Here is a 19535-nt window from a genome sequence, read left to right as displayed (position 1 = left end):
GTGGTGTGGAGCCTAGACACCTCCACCACACCGGAGGTCTTCGCCATGATCAAGCCCGATCGGCGTTAACAACGCTCGTGATCAATACACCTAGGTCGTGTCCGCAAAGTCTCGTCTGGCCCACGGGGCGGACGACGATACTTTGCGGACACTCCCTAGCCGAGCGGGTGCATCCAGCCGTGGGTGTCCTCGACGACACCGCGCTGGATGTCGAGAAGACGGTCCCGGAGCTTCATGGTGACCTCGCCGGGCTCGCCGTCGCTCTGGGTCCACTCGCCGCCCTCGGACTTCACCAGGCCGACGGGGGTGATGACGGCGGCCGTGCCGCAGGCGAAGACCTCGACGAGGGTGCCCTTGGCGGTGTCGTCGCGCCACTGGTCGATGGAGATCCGGCCCTCCTCGGAGCCGTAACCGAGGTCGCGGGCGACCTTGAGGAGGGAGTCGCGGGTGACGCCGGCGAGCAGCGAGCCCGTGAGGGTCGGGGTGACGATCTTCTTCGAGCCGTCCTCCTGGGCGTACACGAAGTAGAGGTTCATGCCGCCGAGCTCCTCGACCCACTTGTGCTCGACCGCGTCGAGGTAGGCGACCTGGGCGCAGCCATGTGCGGCGGCCTCGGCCTGGGCGAGCAGGGAGGCGGCGTAGTTGCCGCCGGTCTTGGCGTCGCCCATGCCGCCGGGGACGGCGCGGACGCGGTTCTCCGAGAGCCAGATGGAGACCGGCTTCACACCGCCGGGGAAGTAGGCGCCGGCGGGCGAGGCGATGACCAGGAAGAGGTACTCGTTGGCCGGCTTCACGCCGAGGCCGACCTCGGTGGCGATCATGAAGGGGCGCAGGTAGAGGGAGTCCTCGCCGCCGTGGGCCGGGACCCACGCCTTGTCCTGCTGCACCAGCGCGTCGCACGCCTCGATGAACGTCTCGACGGGCAGCTCGGGCATGGCCAGGCGCGCGGCCGAGCGCTGGAAGCGGCGGGCGTTGGCGTCGGGGCGGAAGGAGGCGACCGTGCCGTCGGGCTGGCGGTAGGCCTTGAGGCCCTCGAAGATCTCCTGCGCGTAGTGCAGGGTCATGTTGGCCGGGTCCATCGACAGCGGGCCGTAGGGGACCAGCTGGGCGTCGTGCCAGCCCCGGCCCTCGGTCCAGCGGATGGTCACCATGTGATCGGTGAAGTGCCGGCCGAATCCGGGGTTGGCCAGGATCGCCTCGCGCTCCGCGTCGGACAGCGGGTTCGAGGAGGGCTTGAGCTCGATCGTGGGCGTCGTCATGAGTGCGTGTCCTTCACCGGTCTTGTGTGTGATGGACCGCGCTCACGCCTGTTCGTGCCCGACGCTTTTCGGTCAGGTCCTAGGACGTCCGAGCTTCACCGCGAGCCACGGCCCCGCGTTCGATTATCACTTGCGGGGGGCCGTGCACGAAATGGTGTGAATGCGGTCCAGGGGTCGATGGTGGCACCCGGGGGCCGCACAGGTGAAGCCGCCGGGCGCTGAGTGCGACCCGGCGGCTTCGAAGTGGAGTCGTCGGGTCAGCCCGCTACGCGTACCGCGAGGGCGTCGCCGATCTCGTCGGTCGTACGCGCACCCGATCCGTCGCGCTCCGCGAGGTCGGCGGAGACGGCGTCCTCGATGCGCGCGGCCTCGGTCTCGTAGCCGAGGTGGCGCAGCAGGAGGGCGACGGAGAGGACCGTGGCGGTCGGGTCGGCCTTGCCCTGCCCCGCGATGTCGGGGGCGGAGCCGTGGACCGGCTCGAACATCGACGGGAACGCGCCCGTCGGGTTGATGTTGCCGGAGGCGGCCAGGCCGATACCGCCGGAGACGGCGGCGGCGAGGTCGGTCAGGATGTCGCCGAAGAGGTTGTCGGTGACGATGACGTCGAAGCGCTCCGGCTGGGTGACGAAGAAGATCGTCGCGGCGTCGACGTGCAGATAGTCGGTGCTGACCTGCGGATACTCGGCGGCGACCCGGTCGAAGGTGTTCTTCCACAGGTGACCGGCGTAGACGAGGACGTTGTTCTTGTGGACCAGCGTCAGCTTCTTGCGGGGGCGGGCCGCCGCACGCTCGAAGGCGTCCCGGACCACGCGCTCGACGCCGTACGCCGTGTTGAGGCTGACCTCGGTGGCGACCTCGGCGGGGGTGCCGGTGCGCAGCGAGCCGCCGTTGCCGGTGTACGGGCCCTCGGTGCCCTCGCGGACGACGACGAAGTCGATGTCGGGGCGGCCGGCGAGCGGGGTCGCGGTGTTCGGGAAGAGCTTGGAGGGCCGCAGGTTGATGAAGTGGTCGAACGCGAAACGCAGCTTCAGCAGCAGCCCGCGCTCCAGGACGCCGGACGGCACGGACGGGTCACCGATCGCGCCGAGGAGGATGGCGTCGTGGTTCTTGAGGGCTTCCAGCTCCGCGTCCGGGAGGGTGTCGCCGGTGCGGTGCCAGCGCTGGGCGCCGAGGTCGTACTCCTTGGTCTCCAGCTTCACATCCTGCGGGAGGACAGCGTTGAGGACCTTGAGGCCCTGGGCCACGACTTCCTGGCCGATTCCGTCACCGGGGATCACTGCGAGATCGATGCTGCGAGACATGCCGGAAGCCTAACGGTGCGTCCCACCCCATGACATCCGGCGTCCACCATACGGACGGGGCACAAGGGTGTTCGGGGTGGGGTCGAGTGGTACGCGGGCGGCTCAGTGGCCGGTCGAGCCGCCGTTGTCGCGGCGGTCCAGGGCGCGCTGGAGAGCGGCGGCGGCGTTCTTGCGGTCCGACTCGGACTGGCGGGGAGCGTGACGGACGCGACGGGCAGTGGTGGTGGCCATGATGGATCGACTCCTTGAGATCGCAGGGATGCCGGGGGCGGGCCGCACAGCGCGGTGCGGCGCCGAGGCCGGGCCGGGATCGGATTTCGAGGTGCCGGAAGGAGCGGGGAGCGTACGCCGCAGGGGGTTACCTGCTTCGGGGCGTGCACCCACAACCGCCACAGTCGCTCGATCGAGCGAATCGTTCGGCTCCTACCAAGTTAGGACAGTCGGGCCGTCCTGTCTCCACAGTTACTCGGACTTCCTACTATCTGAGACGGTCATCTGATCGGAGCAGGTCATCGGGCCGGAAGGGTCACCTGCTCACAGCAGGTCGCCCTCCCGCCAGTCGAACTGGAGCGGGTGGCCGGGCTCGGGCAGGGGGCGTCCGGCCGCCGGTCGGACGTAGGTGGTGCCCTCCTCCTCGGGCAGCGGGACGGGGCCGGCCGGGCCGAGGGCGGCGAGTCTGCCGGGCCACACCTGCCAGCCGCGCGCGGCGTAGAGCGCGGCGCCGGCGTCGGAGGCGGACAGGGCCCCGAAGTCGTAGGCCGTGTCGACGACGTGCTCCAGGGCGGCCATCACGCGGTGGCCGAGGCCTTCGCGGCGGTGGTCGGCGCGGACGGCGACGGCTTCGACGTATCCGGCTCGGTAGGAACGGTCCGCGTGCAGAACCCGGCGCTGGACGACGCTGCCGTGGGCGATCGGGCGGTCGTCCGCGTCGCACAGCAGGGCGTGGACGCCGCCGAGGGAGTGCTCCCAGTCCTCGTCGCTGAAATTGCCGTCGAAGGCGGTGTCGAGCAGCTCGCGGATCCGGTCCCGTTCAACGGCGGTGAGCTCATGGGTGTGGGCGATGCGCGGTGCGGGAGAGCGGTCCATGGCCTCAAGCCTGCCAGCCGCCCCGACCCGCGTGACACCGAATATCGCCGCCGCGCACAGGCCCGCCCGGACCGGGGGTGCGCGGGGTCCGGGCGGGCGGGGTCAGGCAGCGCCGGTGCGGTGAGGCCAGCGGCGGCGGTGCGGTGAGGCCAGCGGCGCCGGTGCGGTGAGGCCAGCGGTGGCGGTGGCGGCTCAGTACACCGTCACGCCGTACGCGGAGAGCGCCTCGGTGACCGGCTGGTGGATGGCCGAGCCCGCGGTGCCCGAGCAGCCGGAGCTGCCGGAGTGGATGCCGAGGGCGACGGAGCCGGCGAAGTGCGCGCCGCCGCTGTCGCCGCCGGCCGAGCAGGCGGTGGTGCGGACCATGTTGTAGACGGGCCCGTCGCCGTAGTTGACGGTGACGTTGACGGCGGTGACAGTGCCGGAGGTCACCTTCGTCGTGGATCCGCTCTTCTTGATCGCCTGGCCGACGACGGCGTTGGCGGCGGAGGAGATGTCCTGGGTGGAGCCGTTGTAGAGGTCGACGGTCCCGGCGGGCGACGAACCGTTTGTGTAGCGGACGATGCCGTAGTCGTTGGTCGGGAAGCTGGTGCCCTCCCGGACACCGACGACCGAACCGCCGGAGCTGGCCGACCAGTTGGCGGAGATGTTGGTGCAGTGTCCGGCGGTCACGAAGTAGCGGGCCCCGCCCTTGGTGACGTTGAAGGCCGCCGAGCAGCGGCTGCCGCCGCCGTAGATCGCTCCGCCGCCCAGCACCTCGCGGTGGAAGACCCCCGGTACGCGCTTGATGTCGACCGCGCCGTCGAGCCGTTCCGCGACGGCTTCGAGGCGGGCCATGTCCCGTGCGGAGACGGAGGAGTCGGCCTCGACGGCGACCCGGTTGGTGCGCGGGTCGACGCCCCAGGAGGTGCCGGTGATCTTGGCCTCGGCCTCCAGGGTCTCCATCACGGCGTCCAGCTGGGCGGCGCTGCGGGCCACCCGGCGGACGGTGGCCCCGGCGGCGCGGGCCTGCTCCTCGGCCCGGTCGGTGGTGACGGTGACGACCAGGTTCCCGGTCTTCGCGTCGAGGTAGGTGCCGGCGGTGGCGGCCCCGAGCTGCCGTTCGACGGCGGCGTCGAGCGCGTACGCGGACGGGGCGGGGATCGCCGAGGGGGCGGGCGCCGGGGTGTCGGCGGCGGTGGAGGGGGCGGCTCCGAGTCCGAGGGCGCCGGCGACGAGCAGCAGGGAAACGCCGAGGCGCGCGCGGGAGTTGCGTCTCATGGGGGAGCTCCTTCTGGGGTGACGTGTGGGGACGTACCGAGAAGGAATTTGACATGCTCATTACCTAGTCCACAAGACCGCGTGCCCGGGGCGCCGGAGGACGGACAGCCGGTCCCGGTCAGCGGACACTGACCGGGACCGGTCCCGCGCCTGTCCGAAGCCCCGCTTCCCCCGGGCCTCCCCCACCGCGCACACTGCGGCCATGTCCGACACGACGCCCACGCCCCGGCAGTGGTCGCCCATCCATGGCGACCCGTACCGTCCCGCGCCCTACCGCCCCGAGCGGATCGCCCCCAAGGAGTCGCTCGCCCGCGCCGCCCGGCTGCGGGAGCGCATGGACGAGCGCAGGACCGTCCGCGCCTTCTCCCCCGACCCGGTCCCCGAGCAGGTGGTGCGCGACGCCATCGCGTGCGCGGCCACCGCCCCCTCCGGCGCGCACCAGCAGCCGTGGACCTTCGCCCTGGTCAAGGACCCCGAGGTCCGCCGCCGGATCCGGGAGGCCGCCGAGCACGAGGAGAAGGTGAGCTACGACGGGCGGCTCGGCGAGGAGTGGCTGGCGGCGCTGCGCCCGCTGGGCACGGACGCGGTGAAGGCCCATATGACGGACGCGCCCGCCCTGATCGTGGTGTTCCAGCAGCGCTACTGGCTGGGCGAGGACGGCACGAAGCGCAAGCACTACTACGGGGACGAGTCGGTCGGGATCGCGGTGGGCATGCTGCTCACCGCCCTGCACCTGTCCGGTCTCGCCGCGCTGATCCACACCCCGAGCCCGATGCGCTTCCTCGGCGAGGTCCTGAACCGGCCCGAGAACGAGAAGGCGTTCGCGGTGATCCCCGTCGGCTATCCCGCCGACGACTGCGAGGTCCCCGACCTGGTGCGCAAGTCGCTGGACCAGGTGCTGGTGGAGATCTGAGAGCCCGCCTCACAACGGGGCCACCCCCGTACACATGGAAACCGCCCCCCGGCCGGCAGGGGGGCCGGTCGGGGGGCGGTGCTCTGTGAGGGTCTTCCGTCGCCGGGAGACCCCGGGTCCGGGGCGCCGTGCTGCGGCGCCCCGGGGGCGTCAGCCCTGGTGGGGGTAGGTGTAGTCGGTCGGCGGGACCAGCGTCTCCTTGATGGCCCGGGTCAGGGTCCAGCGCTGGAGGTTCTGCGGGGCGCCCGCCTTGTCGCAGGTGCCGGAGGCACGGCCGCCGCCGAAGGGCTGCTGGCCGACGACGGCGCCGGTCGACTTGTCGTTGATGTAGAAGTTGCCCGCGGCGTAGCGGAGCTTGTCCATCGTGTACGCGGCGGCCGCACGGTCGCCCGAGATGACCGAGCCGGTCAGTGCGTAGTCGGAGACCGACTCCATCTGCTCCAGCATGGCGTCGTACTTCTCGTCCTCGTAGACGTGGATCGCGAGGATCGGGCCGAAGTACTCGGTCGTGAAGACCTCGCTCTCGGCGTCGGAGCACTCGATGACCGTCGGGCGGACGAAGTAGCCCACCGAGTCGTCGTAGGTGCCGCCCGCGACGATGGTGCACGCCGGGTCGGACTTCGCACGGTCGATCGCGGCCTTGTTCTTGGCGAACGAGCGCTCGTCGATGACGGCTCCGATGAAGTTCGTCAGGTCGGTGACGTCACCCATCGTGATCGAGTCGACCTCGGCCGCGAACTCCTCCTTGAAACCGGAGTTCCAGATGGAGGCCGGCACGTACGCCCGCGAGGACGCCGAGCACTTCTGGCCCTGGAACTCGAAGGAGCCGCGGGTCAGCGCGGTCTTCAGGACGGCGCGGTCGGCGCTGGGGTGCGCGACGACGAAGTCCTTGCCGCCGGTCTCGCCGACGAGCCGCGGGTAGGTGCGGTACTTGGCGATGTTGTTGCCGACCGTCTTCCACAGGTGCTGGAAGGTGGGGGTCGAGCCGGTGAAGTGGATGCCGGCCAGGTCGCGGTGGTTCAGCGCCACCTCGGAGACGGCGATGCCGTCGCCGGTGACCAGGTTGATGACGCCCTTGGGCAGCCCGGCCTCCTCCAGGAGCTGCATCAGCAGCACGGCGGCGTGGGTCTGGGTCGGGGACGGCTTCCACACCACGACGTTGCCCATGAGGGCGGGGGCGGTGGGGAGGTTGCCCGCGATGGCCGTGAAGTTGAACGGCGTGATCGCGTAGACGAAGCCCTCCAGCGGGCGGTGGTCCATGCGGTTCCACACGCCCGGGGAGTTCGCCGGGGGCTGCTCGGCGAGGATCTGGCGCGCGTAGTGCACGTTGAAGCGCCAGAAGTCGATGAGCTCGCAGGGGGTGTCGATCTCGGCCTGCTGGGCGGTCTTGGACTGGCCGAGCATGGTGGAGGCGGCCAGCGTCTCGCGCCAGGGGCCGGCCAGCAGCTCCGCGGCGCGCAGGATGATCGCCGCGCGGTCGTCGAAGGCCATGGCGCGCCAGGCCGGAGCGGCGGCGAGGGCCGCGTCGATGGCGTCCTGGGCGTCCTGCTCGGTGGCGCCGGCGAAGGTGCCGATGACGGCCTGGTGGTTGTGCGGCTGTACGACGTTCACCCGCTCGCCGCCGCCCATCCGCTTCTCGCCGCCGATGGTCATCGGCAGGTCGATCGGGTTGTCGGCGAGCTCCTTGAGCTTCACCTCCAGGCGGGCGCGCTCCGGGGAGCCCGGGGCGTAGGAGTGAACCGGCTCGTTGACCGGCGCGGGGACCTGGGTGACGGCGTCCATGGTTGCCTTGTCTCCTTGGTGTCGGCGGGGGTGGGTGGGTCGGCCGTGGCCGGTTCAGCCCCGGGTCGGGGCCGGGCGCTCAGTGCCTGTCGGGTGACCTTCGACCGGAAAGCGGACGCGGCATGGTGCGTGCGATTCCAAGGCGCCGGAATGTCCTCGTAGCGGAGCTACTAGGTTATTTCGGCAACGCCGGAAGCGTGCGTGCCAGGGCGTGGCCGCCCGGTCAGAGGTCACCCGACAGGCGCTCAGCCCTTGGTGAGGATCGAGCGGCCGAAGAACAGCAGGTTGGCCGGCTTCTCCGCGAGGCGGCGCATGAAGTATCCGTACCAGTCGGTGCCGTACGCCGTGTAGACGCGCATCCGGTGGCCCTCGGCCGCGAGCCGGACGTGCTCGTCGCTGCGGATGCCGTACAGCATCTGGAACTCGTACTCATCCAGTTTGCGCCCGGCCTGGCGGCCCAGCTCCTGGGCGATGGCGATGAGACGGGGATCGTGGGACCCGATCATCGGGTAGCCCTCGCCCTCCATCAGGATCCGGGTGATGCGGACGTACGCCTTGTCGATCTCGGCCTTGTCCTGGTACGCGACGGAGGCGGGCTCCTTGTAGGCGCCCTTCACGATGCGTACGCGGCTGCCCGCGGCGGCGAGCCTGCGGGCGTCGTCCTCGGTGCGGAACAGGTAGGACTGGATGACGCAGCCGGTCTCCGGGAAGTCCTTCCGGAGCTCCTCGTGGATGGCGAACATCGAGTCGAGGGTGGTGTGGTCCTCGGCGTCCAGCGTGACCGTGGTGCCGATGGCAGCCGCCGCCTCGACGACCGGGCGCACGTTGGCGAGGGCCAGCTCGTGGCCGTTCTCCAGCGCCTGGCCGAACATGGACAGCTTCACGGACATCTCGGCGCGGGTCCCCAGGCCGAGGTCCTTCAGGCGCTCGATGAGCTCCAGGTACGCGTCGCGGGCGGCCTCGGCCTGCGCGGGGGTGGTGATGTCCTCGCCGACGACGTCGAGCGTGACCTCCAGGCCCTTGTCCGCGGCGTCCTCCACGATCGGCACGACCTGGTCGACGGTCTCCCCGGCGATGAAGCGGTCGACGACCTGCTTGGTGCCGGGCGCGGCCGAGACGAACCGGCGCATCTTGTCGCTGCGCGATGCGGCGAGAATCACGGGACCCAGCACGGGGCACCTCCACGAATATACGGACGAAGGGCCGTAACGGCACGAACGTGAACGGACCGGTACGGCACGGATAACCACTGTGAAATCTAGGTACCCCGTGCAGGCTGTGCCATCGACACCTGTCACGCATCCGTGGCCGCCATCTCAGACATCTGTCTGAAGAAGGGCGGGAAGGGGTGCAGAATGGCGGAGTGACAGGCGATTACCAGGAACTGGTCGACGAGATCTCGGCCCTCCTCGACGCCCCGGCCACCCTGGAGAACCGGGATTTCGGCCTGGTCGCCTTCGGAGCCCACGACAGCGACGACGACTCCGCGATGGACCCGGTCCGCACCCGCTCGATCCTGACCCGGCGCTCCACACCCGCCGTGCGCGCCTGGTTCGAGGGGTTCGGCATCACCCGGGCGACCGGGCCCGTCCGGATTCCCGCCGCCCCCGAGGCAGGGGTGTTCCGGGACCGCATCTGCCTTCCCGTACGCCATCGGGGTGTCGTTCTCGGTTACGTCTGGCTCCTCGACGCCGACCCCGGCCCGACCGACGAGCAGCTGGCCGCCGCGATGGAGGTCGCCGCCCGGATCGGGGCGCTGCTCTCCGACGAGGCGCGGGCGGGCGCCGACCTGTCGCGGGAGTTCGGCGCGGTGCTCACGGCGGGCCCCGGCCGGCAGCGCGACACCGCCGTCGCCGCGCTGGGCGAGGCCCTGGGGCCGGACGCGGAGGGGCTGCACACGGTGGTCTGCGTGACCCCGTGGGCGGACGAGACGCCCTCGGTACGGGGGGTGGGCTCGGCGGCCGCCCTGGCGACGGTCGCCGCGCCGGGGGGAGCCGGGCCGCTGTCGCTGGCCGCGCTCGTCCGGCTGCGCGCGCCGGACCGCCTCGACCCGGCCCTGAGCGCCGCGGACCGGCTGCGCACCGATGCCGGCCCGGCCGCCACCGGGGGGATCGCCACGCCGCGCCGGGGCCTGGACGAGCTGACGGTCTCCTGGCGGGAGGCCACGGCGGCGGCCCGCGCGGCACGGGCCGAGACCCGCCTCGGCCCGGTCGCCCGATGGGCGGCGATCGGCCCGTACCGTCTGCTGACCGCCCTCCCGGGCACCGGCGACGCCCCCGGGGACCCGGTGGTCGCCCCGCTGCTGACCTCGCCGCACCGGGAGCTGGCGCACACCGCCGAGGTGTTCCTGGACTGCGCGGGCCAGGCGGGCCGGACGGCCGCCGCGCTGGGCATCCACCGCCAGACGCTGTACTACCGGCTCTCCCGGATCCAGCAGATCACCGGCCTCGACCTGAACGACGGCGAGGACCGGCTGCTGCTGCACATGGCGGTGAAGCGGGCCCGGCTGTAGGCGTGCTCGGCGTACTCCGCGGGCCCGGCCACAAGGGGGCGCCCGGCGGGCCCGTCACTTGCCGAAGCGGCGTTCCCGGTTCGCGTACGAGCGCAGGGCGCGCAGGAAGTCCACGTGCCGGAAGGCCGGCCAGTAGCAGTCCACCCAGTGCATCTCGGCGTAGGCGGACTGCCAGAGGAGGAAGCCGGACAGCCGCTGCTCCCCGGAGGTGCGGATGATGAAGTCGGTGTGGTCGGCGACGGGCGAGTAGAGGTGGCGGGAGATGTCGTCGATCCCGAACCGGGCGACCAGTTCGGCCGGGTCGCCGCCGGCCGCGATGTGCTCCTCGAACGCGCTCTTGACGGCGTCGACGATCTCGCGCCGGCCGCCGTAGCCGACCGCCACGTCCACCTTGAGGCCGCCGCGCCCGGCCGTGGCGGCGGTGGCCTCCTTGAACACCCGGGCGCTGGCGCCGGGCAGCGTGTCGAGCGAGCCGATCGCCCGGACCTCCCAGTCGCGGCCCTCGGCGGTAATGTCCCGGACGGTCTCCTCGATGACCTCGATCAGCGGGCCGAGCTCTTCGGCGGGGCGGCCCAGGTTGTCGTCGGAGAGCATGAAGAGGGTCACGTGCTCGATCCCGGCGGCCGTGCACCAGCCCAGGAACGTGGTGACCTTGGCACCGCCCGCCCGGTAGCCCTCCCGGACGTCCGTGTGCCCGGCCTTCCGGGCCCAGCGCCGGTTGCCGTCGACCATGATCCCGACGTGCTGGGGACGCGGCAGGCCCACCAGGGTGGCGGCGAGCCGGCGCTCGTACACCGCTTCGATCGGCCGTCGGAGGAACAGGGGAAGCAGCTTCATGGACCCACTCCATCACAGGACCGCCCGTGCCGGAGGACCCCGCCGTCGGCCCCGGACGCCTCCGGCGTGTTCCGGCCGGTCCTCACAACGGGCTGTCCCCGTCGGCCGGTTCGGTGATCGGACGGTCGCTGACCAGGGCGGCCAGCACCAGCGGCGCGTCGCCGTCGCTGTGCCCCACGGTCAGGGCGATCCACCGGCCGTCGGGGGCGAGGGGCCCCCAGACCACCAGGTCTCCGTACAGATCCTCGGCGAACAGCGCCTCGAACAACGGCTCCACGGACGCCCCGGCCTCCCGCCGCAGCAGCGCCACATGCAGCCGCACCGGCCGGTGCGGGCCCCAGCGGTCGCCCAACGCCCTTGCCAGCACAGCCAGATGGCCCTCGGCGGCCTCCACGGCACCGTTCCACTCGGGGGCGTACACACCGGTGAGGGAGGGGCCCTCCCAGAGCGGCACGATCCGGAAGCCCTCCCCGACGGTGACCGTCCACTCACCGGTGACCGGGTCGCCCTCGGCGGCGGTGGGGCCGGTCGCCGGTACGGGGGCGGCGAGGAGTCCGGTCACCTCCGCCGCCGCGCGCTCCGCGTCGAAGTCCTCGCCCGCCCGGGAGGTCACAGGACAGCTCGGTCCATCGGGCGGGGCAGCGGAGCCAACGCCCCCGCCTCACGCAGCCGCTGGTACACCCGCACCACGCCCGCGCTGTCGCCCGGGGCCGCGATGCTCAGCAACTCCCCGCCGCCGGGCAGGGGTTCACGGACCACCTCCAGGCCTGCGGGGACGAGGGCGGCGCGGGCCGGGGAGAGATAGCCGGTCCGGCCGACGACCGGGTCGCCGACGGAGTAGCCGGCGTCGTCCTCCAGCGCGTCCAGCACGTCGTCGTCGCTCACGTCGCCGAAGTCCGGTTCCCACACCCGGGCGACGAGCGACAGGAGCGCCTCCTCGGGGACCACGGCCTCGTCCGGGGCGTGCAGGATGATCGCGAGCGACTGGAGCAGGAACTCCGGCGCCCCGCCGGCCAGTCCGCTGACCTCCGCCTCCCAGCCGGGTGCCCCGGTGCCGACGAGCCGCAGCCCGGTGCCCGTGAGGTCCGACCAGTCGGCCGCGCTCTGGGCGGTGCGTACCGCGCCGAGCAGGACGTCCCCGTCGGGGGTGAACGCGGTGGCGGGGCCGTTCCCGTGGACCTGACTCCAGGCGTCGGCCGCCTGCGGGACCAGCTCGGCGAACCCGTCGAGGGTCCGCAGCCACCGGTCGGCAAGCGCCTCCGCCGGCTCCGGCCGGGGACCCCAGAAGCCCCGCACTACACGTCGCATGCCTGTCTCTCCTCCGTCGGCCGGCCCACAGCGCGCGGTCCCCCGGCCGGACGGCGGCCGGGATCCACGCGTGCAGGCTACTAGGGGGCGCGACGAAAGCACTGGCTGTGCGTGCGGGCCCGGCGGGGAGGAGGCCCGCCGCCGTCGCCCTGCCCCGCCGATAGAGTGACCGGCATGCGCGTAAAGATCATGACGGTCTCCGTCGGGGTGGTGTGCCTGTTGGCCACGGGGTGCGGGGGTGAGGGCGGTCAGGACGACGCGAAGCCTCAGCTCGCCGGGGACCTGCTTCCGCAGAAGGTGACGGAACCGGCCGGCGGCCGGGACCTCGAACCGTCCGCGTCGCCGGCCACGGACGCCTCCTTCGCCGAGAACGTCGCATACGAGCTGGAGGGCAAGACCCTCGGCATGGCCGGATCACCCGGCGAGACCGTCGGCACGTGTCCGGACGACCTGGGCTCGAAGCCCGGCACGACGGCCACCTGCACGGTCGCTTACGAAGGCCTTGAGGTGGAGTGGAACGTGACCATCGGGGAGAAGGGCTGGTCGGACAACGTGGTGGAGTACGAGGCGTCTCCCCGCCAGGGCGTCCTCACCCGTGACGGCCTGGCGCGCCTCATGTTCGGCAACAACTCCCAGCTCGACTACGCCTTGTGCAACGACATCCCGAAGGCGGTTCTGGTCCCGCTCGGCGAGACCACGTACAAGTGCGAAGAGGTCTTCAAGGGCAAGGAGCCGTTCGGCTTCAACCAGCCTGTCCGGGTCACCGACAGCGGCCCGCGCATTTACTGACGGCCGATCAGGCCGCGCCGACCGCCGATCGCCGACCGCCGACCGCGGCTCGCCGCTCGCCGACCGGAACACGGCGTCATCGGAGGAACAGCCGCCGAACGATCGGTCCGCGTCCTGAAGAGCGTGGGCCATCTGCGCGCCTGACGTGTGCCGCGGCCACGTGCCTACTCGTCGAACGCCCCCGGCTTCCTGCTGCTGTCATTGGGCTTCGTCGGGCTGTGGACCACCTTGACCGGCAGCCCTTCGTCCCGGAAGGCCTTGCGGGCGGCCTTGGCCACCTCCGGGTCGGAGAAGTGCCACTCCACGCTCCGGCCGCCGGACGCCTCCACCTGGGCGCGGGCCTCGGTGACGAACTTGTCCTTGCCCGAGGGGGTGAGGGTGCCGCTGTCGGACTTGGACAGATAGCTGCCGTAACCGTTCTTGGCCTCCAGGAACGTCTGCCGGGAGGAGTCCCAGCCGTCGTACTCCACCGCCGGCTTGCCCTCCCGCGGATGCGGCACGACGTACTCCTGGCCCCGGTTGGTACCGGTCACCTGCTCCTGGTAGCGCAGCCAGGACTCGTTCTTCCAGTTGGGCGCGGGGTTGCGGTCCCGGCTCGCCCAGTAGCCGTCGCCCGCGTCGGCGTCCCCGAGCGTACGGTCCTTGAGGTCGTCGGCCCAGGACGGCGGGTTGTAGTTGCGCGGGTCGGAGGTGTCGTTGCGCTGCGCCTCCGGGTACTTCTTCTTGTCCACCTCGGCCTTGCGCGCCCGCTCGGGCTCCTCCAGCCTCTTCTGCTCCAGGTGGGCGGCCCGCTCGGCTGCTCGTGCCTGGGCGGCGGCTGCCTTGGCCGCCTCGTCGCACCCGTCGTTCGCGAGGACGATCCGGGCCGGGGAGCCGCCCGCCAGCACTCCGGTGCCCGAGCCCGGGACACCGGTGGCCCCGCCCCCGCCGTACGGCACGCGCGGCGGGCCGGAGGCGATGGCGCAGCCGGTCCGGCGGGCCGCGTCCTCGGCGGTGTCCGCCGCGTCGTCGGCCTCCTTCGCCGCCTTCCGTACGCCGTCGAGGTCGCCGGCCTCGGCCGCCTTGCGGGCCCTGCGGGCCGCCGCCCCCGCATCGTCCGCGGCCCTCGCCACGGCTCCGGCGACCTTGCCCAGCACACCGAGCTTGCCGACCTTGCCGACGACCTTCCCGACGTTGTAGCCGGGAATGAAGATCGAGCCGACGTTCCAGATCACGTCGGTGACGGCCCGGGTCTTCTCGCCGTTGTTCCAGCGCTCGCGGACCTCGTCCCCGACGAACACGTCGTCGCCGACCGTGACCACCGTGCCGACGGACGCCTTGCCCCAGTCCCAGACCGCGCCCAGGTAGTCGCCGTCCGCCCACTTGTCGCCCGCGCCCGAGGAGTCCTTCACCCACTGGTCGCCGAGCTGCTTGCCGTAGTCGGCCAGGCCCGACCAGGTCTCCGGCTTGAACAGGTCGATGATCCCGGTGATGTCGCCCCAGATCCCGTCGACCACGAGGCCCTTGACGACCTGCGTCGTACGGTCCCAGGCGCAGCCGAAGAAGCCCCAGCCGCCGCAGTCCTCCTGCTCCTCGGCCTGCTCGCCGCCTCCCTCGCCCTCACCGTCGTCGGACGCCTGTACGTCGTGGGCGGCCTCGGGCTCCTCGTTGTCCTCGGGGAAGGTGTCCTCGCCGGTGCCGGGGCGGCCGGCGTCGTCGGGGCCTCCCGTGCCGCCGCCGGTCGTGGTCGAGCCCTCGGATCCGCCCGAGCCCTCGGTACCTCCCGAGCCCTCCGTGCCTCCCGAGCCGCCCGGGCCTCCGGTGGAGCCGGTGCCTCCCGTACCGCCGGTGGCGTCACCGCCGGTGGCCCCGTCCGTGGACCCTCCGGTGACGCCGCCCGTGGTCGTCGAACCGCCGTCGGCGCCCCCGTTCGCACCGCCGTCGGCGCCTCCGTCCGCGCTCCCCGACGTACCGCCGTCGGCGCCCCCGTCCGTACCGCCGTCCGTGCCACCGTCCGGGCGTTCGCCCGCCTCGACGGAGCCGCCCGGGGAGACCGGGCAGGAGCTGCCGGTCAGCGAGCAGATCGCGGACTGGAGGCCCTCGGTGATCCGGCCGCCGAGGCCGCCCACGGTCATGGCCGCGATCAGCGCGACGACGATGAGGACCAGGCCCAGGTACTCCAGGGCGGTCTGCCCCCGGTCCCGCTTCCAGGTGATCATGTGCGGGAGCGAGAACTTCGGCGGCTGCCCCCGTTCGCCGGACGGCAGCCGGAACCATGCCCGGCTCCCCGCACGGTTGATCACGACGATGATCAGCACCGGCAGGACCAGCTGGGTCAGCCCGTCCGGCGACCCGTCCCCCAGGTTGGCGAGGCCCCCGAGGATCAGCCACCCCTGTACGGCGACGATGCCCCACCGCACACGGGCGCCGCCGGTCCTGACCTGGCGGGCCAGCAGCGCCGCGAGCACCCCGGGGGCGGAGGCGTACAGCAGGATGCCGAGCACCTCGGCGCCCATCGCGTCCGCGGCGAGGGCCGAGCCGGACAGGCCGATCGCCCCCAGCACCGTCGCCCCGAACAGCACGAGGAGCAGCACGCGGACCAGGACGAGCGGGCGCGGGAGTTCACGCCGCGGGGCGACGGCCGGAGCCGGGCCTCCCGCTACGGGTATGCCACCGACAGCAGACATACGTGATCCGACCCCCGGCGCCCATGAGTGACATGACAACCGGTCACCCTAGGGGCGGGGACCCGCTCGCGTCGTGGGCCCCAGGACCCAACCCCGGTCCCACCTCGGCGGGTTGACCGGGACGCGGAAAAGCAACGTACCCGGCAGCGGGGCCGCTCGTACGGAACGAGCGGGCCTGCTACCGGGTACGGAGCGGGGTCGTGCGGCTGTGCGTGAGCGTCAGTCGGTGAGCTTCGCCAACGTGTCCGCGTCAGTCGGTGAGGCTCAGCAACATGTCCGCGTCAGTCGGTGAGGTTCACCGAGCGGGCCGAGGACGCGCCGATCTCGTCGGCGATCTCGGTCAGCACCGGCTGCGGGACGGTGTCGTCGACGGTGAGGACGACGAGCGCCTCGCCGCCCACGGCGGACCGGGACACCTGCATGCCCGCGATGTTCAGCCCGGCCTCGCCGAGGATCTTGCCGACCGCGCCCACCACACCGGGACGGTCCTGGTAGCGCAGGACGACCATGTGGTCGGCGAGCGCCAGATCGACGTCGTGCTCACCGATGGCGACGATCTTCTGGAGGTTCTTCGGGCCGGCCAGCGTGCCGGAGACCGCGACCTCCTGGCCGTCGGAGAGCGTGCCGCGCACGGTGACCACGTTGCGGTGGTCGGGCGACTCGGAGCTGGTGGTGAGGCGGACCTCCACACCGCGCTCCTGCGCGAACAGCGGGGCGTTCACGTAGGAGACGGTCTCGTCGACGACGTCCTCGAAGACGCCCTTGAGGGCGGAGAGCTCCAGCACCTTGACGTCGTGCTGGGTGATCTCGCCGTACACCTCGACGTCGAGCCGGGCCGCGACCTCGCCCGCGAGCGCGGTGAAGATCCGGCCGAGCTTCTCGGCGAGCGGCAGGCCGGGGCGTACGTCCTCGGCGATGACGCCGCCCTGGACGTTGACCGCGTCCGGGACCAGCTCGCCGGCCAGCGCGAGGCGGACGGACTTGGCGACCGCGATGCCCGCCTTCTCCTGGGCCTCGTCGGTGGAGGCGCCGAGGTGCGGGGTGCAGACGACCTGGTCGAACTGGAACAGCGGGGAGTCCGTGCAGGGCTCCTTCGCGTACACATCGAGGCCGGCGCCCGCGACGCGGCCCTCCTTCAGCGCGGAGGCCAGGGCCTCCTCGTCGACGATCCCGCCGCGCGCGGCGTTGACGATGCGCACCGAGGGCTTCACCTTGTGCAGCGCCTCGTCACCGATGAGACCGAGGGTCTCGGGGGTCTTGGGCAGGTGCACCGTGATGAAGTCGGCGACCTCCAGCAGCTCGTCCAGGCTGAGGAGCTTGACGCCCATCTGTGCGGCGCGGGCCGGCTGGACGTAGGGGTCGTAGGCGACGATCTTCATGCCGAAGGCCGACATGCGCTGGGCCACCAGGACGCCGATGCGGCCGAGGCCGACGACGCCGAGGACCTTCTCGCTGAGCTCGACCCCGGTGTACTTGGAGCGCTTCCACTCACCGTTCTTGAGCGCGGTGTTGGCCTGCGGGATGTTCCGCGCGGTGGCCACCAGCAGACCGCAGGCCAGCTCGGCCGCGGTGACGATGTTGGAGGTCGGGGCGTTGACGACCATCACGCCGGCCTTGGTGGCCGAGGAGACGTCGACGTTGTCCAGACCGACGCCGGCGCGGGCCACGACCCGGAGCTTCTTGGCGGCGGCGATGGCCTCGGCGTCGACCTTGGTGGCGGAGCGCACCAGGATGGCGTCGACGTCGACGATCGCGGGGAGAAGCTCGGCGCGGTCCGCGCCGTTGCAGTGCCGGATCTCGAAATCCGGACCCAGGGCGTCGACCGTGGCGGGCGACAGCTCTTCAGCGATGAGTACGACAGGTTTCGAGCTCACGTGAGTCCTCACAAGTCCAGTGCGGACGGCCGTCCCGACGGCCGCAGGCGGTGGAGGGGCTAGCCGCGTGGAAGACGCACGACACTGTGGGCCCTGACGCGTGTATCTGTTGAGAAGTGTAGTCATGCGACGCGCCTCGTACTGCGCCCCGGTGGAAGGATCACCCGCACGAGGGTGGACGTCGTGTACACCCGTACGGAACTGCCCCTCCGGTACCCCCGTACGGAGCGGCTTCTCCGGTTACCGCGAAGCGGGGCGGGTCCACGAAAAGGACCCGCCCCGCTCCCCCGAGGCCTAGGCCTCTTCGTCGTTCACCCAGCTCATGAGCTTGCGCAGCTCACGGCCCGTGGTCTCCAGCAGATGGTCGCTGTCGGCCTTCTTGTACTCGTTGTACTTGGGCAGACCGTTGTGGTACTCCGCCATCCAGGCCTTGGCGAAGGTGCCGTCCTGGATCTCGGTGAGGACCTTCTTCATCTCGGCCTTGGTGTCGGCCGTGATGATGCGCGGGCCGGTGACGTAGTCGCCCCACTCGGCGGTCTCCGAGATGGACCAGCGCATCTTCTCCAGGCCGCCCTCGTACATGAGGTCGACGATGAGCTTCAGCTCGTGCAGGCACTCGAAGTACGCGATCTCGGGCTGGTAACCGGCCTCGGTCAGCGTCTCGAAACCGGCCTTGACCAGGGCGGCGGTGCCACCGCAGAGGACGGCCTGCTCACCGAACAGGTCGGTCTCGGTCTCCTCGGTGAAGGTCGTCTTGATGACGCCGGCGCGGGTGCCGCCGATGCCCTTGGCGTACGAGAGGGCGAGCTCCAGGCCCTTGCCCGAGGCGTCCTGCTCGACGGCCACGATGCAGGGAACGCCGCGGCCCTCCTCGTACTGGCGGCGGACCAGGTGGCCGGGGCCCTTGGGGGCGACCATGCAGACGTCGACGCCGGCCGGCGGCTTGATGAAGCCGAAGCGGATGTTCAGGCCGTGGCCGAAGAACAGCGCGTCGCCGTCCTTGAGGTTGTCCTTGACGGACTCCTCGTAGACCTGGGCCTGGATCGGGTCCGGGACGAGGATCATGATCACGTCGGCCTCGGCGGCGGCCTCGGCCGGGGTCACCACGCGCAGGCCCTGCTCCTCGGCCTTGGCCTTGGACTTCGAGCCCTCGTGCAGACCGACGCGGACGTCGACGCCGGAGTCACGGAGCGACAGCGCGTGGGCGTGGCCCTGGCTGCCGTATCCGAGAACCGCGACCTTGCGGCCCTGGATGATGGACAGGTCGGCATCGTCGTCGTAGAACAGCTCGGCCACTGGGTCTTCTCCTTGGTGTGCAGGTGTTACGTCCCACCGTACGGCGGGGGCGTCGTGTGCGTGATCGGGTCTCGCCATGCGAGCGGCGCGGGCGCGCGTCCCGCCGCCGGTCAGGCGGAGCGGTCGAGGGCGCGCAGGGACCGGTCGGTGATCGAGCGCGCGCCGCGCCCTATGGCGATGGTGCCGGACTGGACGAGCTCCTTGATGCCGTACTGCTCCAGCATCTTGAGCATCGCCTCCAGCTTGTCGGCTCCTCCGGTCGCCTCGATCGTGACGGCCTCCGGGGAGACGTCGACGGTCTTGGCGCGGAAGAGCTGGACGATCTCGACGATCTGGGAGCGGGTCTCGCTGTCGGCGCGGACCTTCACCAGGACGAGCTCCCGCTGGATCGCAGCGGCGGGCTCGAGTTCGACGATCTTCAGGACGTTGACCAGCTTGTTGAGCTGCTTGGTGACCTGCTCCAGGGGCAGGCCCTCGACATTCACGACGATGGTGATGCGGGAGATGTCGGGGTGCTCGGTGGTACCGACCGCGAGCGAGTCGATGTTGAAGCCGCGGCGGGAGAACAGGGCGGTGATCCGGGCGAGGACACCGGGCTTGTTCTCGACCAGGACGGAGAGCGTGTGCTTTTCGGACATGGAGTCGGTCTCTC

17 protein-coding genes are annotated in these 19535 nt (G+C 71.5%); 3 read left to right on the top strand and 14 right to left on the bottom strand.

Annotated elements, in window-relative coordinates:
• Nucleotides 1–155 precede the first annotated feature (155 nt).
• The 5 genes from ACIQRW_RS37735 to ACIQRW_RS37715 form a co-directional block, all read right to left on the bottom strand.
• A complete protein-coding gene (locus ACIQRW_RS37735) occupies nt 156–1259 on the bottom strand; it encodes a branched-chain amino acid aminotransferase (RefSeq protein ID WP_403769764.1) in 1104 nt (367 codons plus the stop codon).
• Between the two features lie 257 nt (nt 1260–1516).
• Complete coding sequence (locus tag ACIQRW_RS37730) at nt 1517–2560, bottom strand: 3-isopropylmalate dehydrogenase (protein ID WP_403769761.1); 1044 nt, start codon at nt 2558–2560, stop codon at nt 1517–1519.
• Between the two features lie 102 nt (nt 2561–2662).
• Nucleotides 2663–2791, bottom strand: coding sequence for a hypothetical protein (locus ACIQRW_RS37725; RefSeq protein WP_097965575.1), 129 nt, complete (start codon nt 2789–2791; stop codon nt 2663–2665).
• 303 nt (nt 2792–3094) lie between these two features.
• On the bottom strand, nt 3095–3646 hold the full coding sequence (locus tag ACIQRW_RS37720) for a GNAT family N-acetyltransferase (protein WP_403769758.1): 552 nt from the start codon (nt 3644–3646) through the stop codon (nt 3095–3097).
• Between the two features lie 192 nt (nt 3647–3838).
• The gene (locus ACIQRW_RS37715) at nt 3839–4906 is read right to left on the bottom strand and encodes a S1 family peptidase (protein WP_403769755.1); all 1068 of its coding nucleotides are present in this window, start codon (nt 4904–4906) and stop codon (nt 3839–3841) included.
• A gap of 202 nt (nt 4907–5108) precedes the next feature.
• Between ACIQRW_RS37715 and ACIQRW_RS37710 the strand changes: the two genes are divergently transcribed.
• Nucleotides 5109–5819 carry a nitroreductase family protein gene (locus ACIQRW_RS37710; RefSeq protein ID WP_403769752.1) on the top strand — a complete coding sequence of 237 codons (711 nt, stop codon included), beginning with the start codon at nt 5109–5111 and terminating at the stop codon, nt 5817–5819.
• A 150-nt stretch (nt 5820–5969) separates the two neighbouring features.
• Here ACIQRW_RS37710 and pruA read toward each other — a convergent pair whose 3' ends face one another.
• Nucleotides 5970–7601, bottom strand: a complete 1632-nt coding sequence (pruA, locus tag ACIQRW_RS37705; protein WP_403769749.1) for an L-glutamate gamma-semialdehyde dehydrogenase — start codon at nt 7599–7601, stop codon at nt 5970–5972.
• A 245-nt stretch (nt 7602–7846) separates the two neighbouring features.
• Nucleotides 7847–8773, bottom strand: coding sequence for a proline dehydrogenase family protein (locus ACIQRW_RS37700; protein ID WP_403769746.1), 927 nt, complete (start codon nt 8771–8773; stop codon nt 7847–7849).
• Nucleotides 8774–8964: 191 nt separating this feature from the next.
• On the opposite strand from ACIQRW_RS37700, the gene ACIQRW_RS37695 reads away from it, so the two are divergent.
• Nucleotides 8965–10113: a PucR family transcriptional regulator gene (locus tag ACIQRW_RS37695; RefSeq protein WP_403769743.1), complete on the top strand. Its 1149-nt coding sequence runs from the start codon at nt 8965–8967 to the stop codon at nt 10111–10113.
• A 54-nt stretch (nt 10114–10167) separates the two neighbouring features.
• On the opposite strand, the gene ACIQRW_RS37690 is transcribed toward ACIQRW_RS37695, so the two are convergent.
• From ACIQRW_RS37690 to ACIQRW_RS37680, 3 genes are all read right to left on the bottom strand, one after another.
• On the bottom strand, nt 10168–10950 hold the full coding sequence (locus tag ACIQRW_RS37690) for an isoprenyl transferase (RefSeq protein ID WP_403769740.1): 783 nt from the start codon (nt 10948–10950) through the stop codon (nt 10168–10170).
• An 82-nt stretch (nt 10951–11032) separates the two neighbouring features.
• Nucleotides 11033–11563 (bottom strand): hypothetical protein, encoded by a 531-nt coding sequence (locus ACIQRW_RS37685; protein WP_403769737.1) that lies wholly within the window; start codon nt 11561–11563, stop codon nt 11033–11035.
• On the bottom strand, nt 11560–12258 hold the full coding sequence (locus ACIQRW_RS37680; protein WP_403769734.1) for a hypothetical protein: 699 nt from the start codon (nt 12256–12258) through the stop codon (nt 11560–11562). The genes ACIQRW_RS37685 and ACIQRW_RS37680 overlap by 4 nt, the downstream gene beginning before the upstream one ends.
• 174 nt (nt 12259–12432) lie before the next feature.
• On the opposite strand from ACIQRW_RS37680, the gene ACIQRW_RS37675 reads away from it, so the two are divergent.
• Nucleotides 12433–13047, top strand: a complete 615-nt coding sequence (locus ACIQRW_RS37675; protein WP_403769731.1) for a hypothetical protein — start codon at nt 12433–12435, stop codon at nt 13045–13047.
• 164 nt (nt 13048–13211) lie between these two features.
• Here ACIQRW_RS37675 and ACIQRW_RS37670 read toward each other — a convergent pair whose 3' ends face one another.
• The 4 genes from ACIQRW_RS37670 to ilvN form a co-directional block, all read right to left on the bottom strand.
• On the bottom strand, nt 13212–15713 hold the full coding sequence (locus ACIQRW_RS37670) for a Tox-REase-5 domain-containing protein (RefSeq protein ID WP_403769728.1): 2502 nt from the start codon (nt 15711–15713) through the stop codon (nt 13212–13214).
• A 281-nt stretch (nt 15714–15994) separates the two neighbouring features.
• Entirely contained in the window at nt 15995–17587 is a 1593-nt protein-coding gene (serA, locus tag ACIQRW_RS37665) for a phosphoglycerate dehydrogenase (protein ID WP_403769725.1), read from the bottom strand.
• Between the two features lie 294 nt (nt 17588–17881).
• A complete protein-coding gene (ilvC, locus tag ACIQRW_RS37660) occupies nt 17882–18883 on the bottom strand; it encodes a ketol-acid reductoisomerase (RefSeq protein ID WP_215104806.1) in 1002 nt (333 codons plus the stop codon).
• Between the two features lie 110 nt (nt 18884–18993).
• A complete protein-coding gene (ilvN, locus tag ACIQRW_RS37655; protein WP_003966072.1) occupies nt 18994–19521 on the bottom strand; it encodes an acetolactate synthase small subunit in 528 nt (175 codons plus the stop codon).
• Nucleotides 19522–19535 lie beyond the last annotated feature (14 nt).

Origin of the sequence: Streptomyces sp. NPDC091287, from assembly GCF_044768525.1 — a bacterium.
GTDB lineage: Bacteria > Actinomycetota > Actinomycetes > Streptomycetales > Streptomycetaceae > Streptomyces.
This window is presented reverse-complemented; position numbering and strand designations above follow the sequence as displayed.

Coding starts and splice junctions, on each gene's coding strand:
- ACIQRW_RS37730 (WP_403769761.1), bottom strand. CDS start 2,560: ATGTCTCGCAGCATCGATCTCGCAGTGATCCCCGGTGACGGAATCGGC.
- ACIQRW_RS37725 (WP_097965575.1), bottom strand. CDS start 2,791: ATGGCCACCACCACTGCCCGTCGCGTCCGTCACGCTCCCCGCCAGTCC.
- ACIQRW_RS37735 (WP_403769764.1), bottom strand. CDS start 1,259: ATGACGACGCCCACGATCGAGCTCAAGCCCTCCTCGAACCCGCTGTCC.
- ACIQRW_RS37720 (WP_403769758.1), bottom strand. CDS start 3,646: ATGGACCGCTCTCCCGCACCGCGCATCGCCCACACCCATGAGCTCACC.
- ilvN (WP_003966072.1), bottom strand. CDS start 19,521: ATGTCCGAAAAGCACACGCTCTCCGTCCTGGTCGAGAACAAGCCCGGT.
- pruA (WP_403769749.1), bottom strand. CDS start 7,601: ATGGACGCCGTCACCCAGGTCCCCGCGCCGGTCAACGAGCCGGTTCAC.
- ACIQRW_RS37690 (WP_403769740.1), bottom strand. CDS start 10,950: ATGAAGCTGCTTCCCCTGTTCCTCCGACGGCCGATCGAAGCGGTGTAC.
- ACIQRW_RS37675 (WP_403769731.1), top strand. CDS start 12,433: ATGCGCGTAAAGATCATGACGGTCTCCGTCGGGGTGGTGTGCCTGTTG.
- ACIQRW_RS37710 (WP_403769752.1), top strand. CDS start 5,109: ATGTCCGACACGACGCCCACGCCCCGGCAGTGGTCGCCCATCCATGGC.
- ACIQRW_RS37715 (WP_403769755.1), bottom strand. CDS start 4,906: ATGAGACGCAACTCCCGCGCGCGCCTCGGCGTTTCCCTGCTGCTCGTC.
- ACIQRW_RS37670 (WP_403769728.1), bottom strand. CDS start 15,713: ATGTCTGCTGTCGGTGGCATACCCGTAGCGGGAGGCCCGGCTCCGGCC.
- ACIQRW_RS37680 (WP_403769734.1), bottom strand. CDS start 12,258: ATGCGACGTGTAGTGCGGGGCTTCTGGGGTCCCCGGCCGGAGCCGGCG.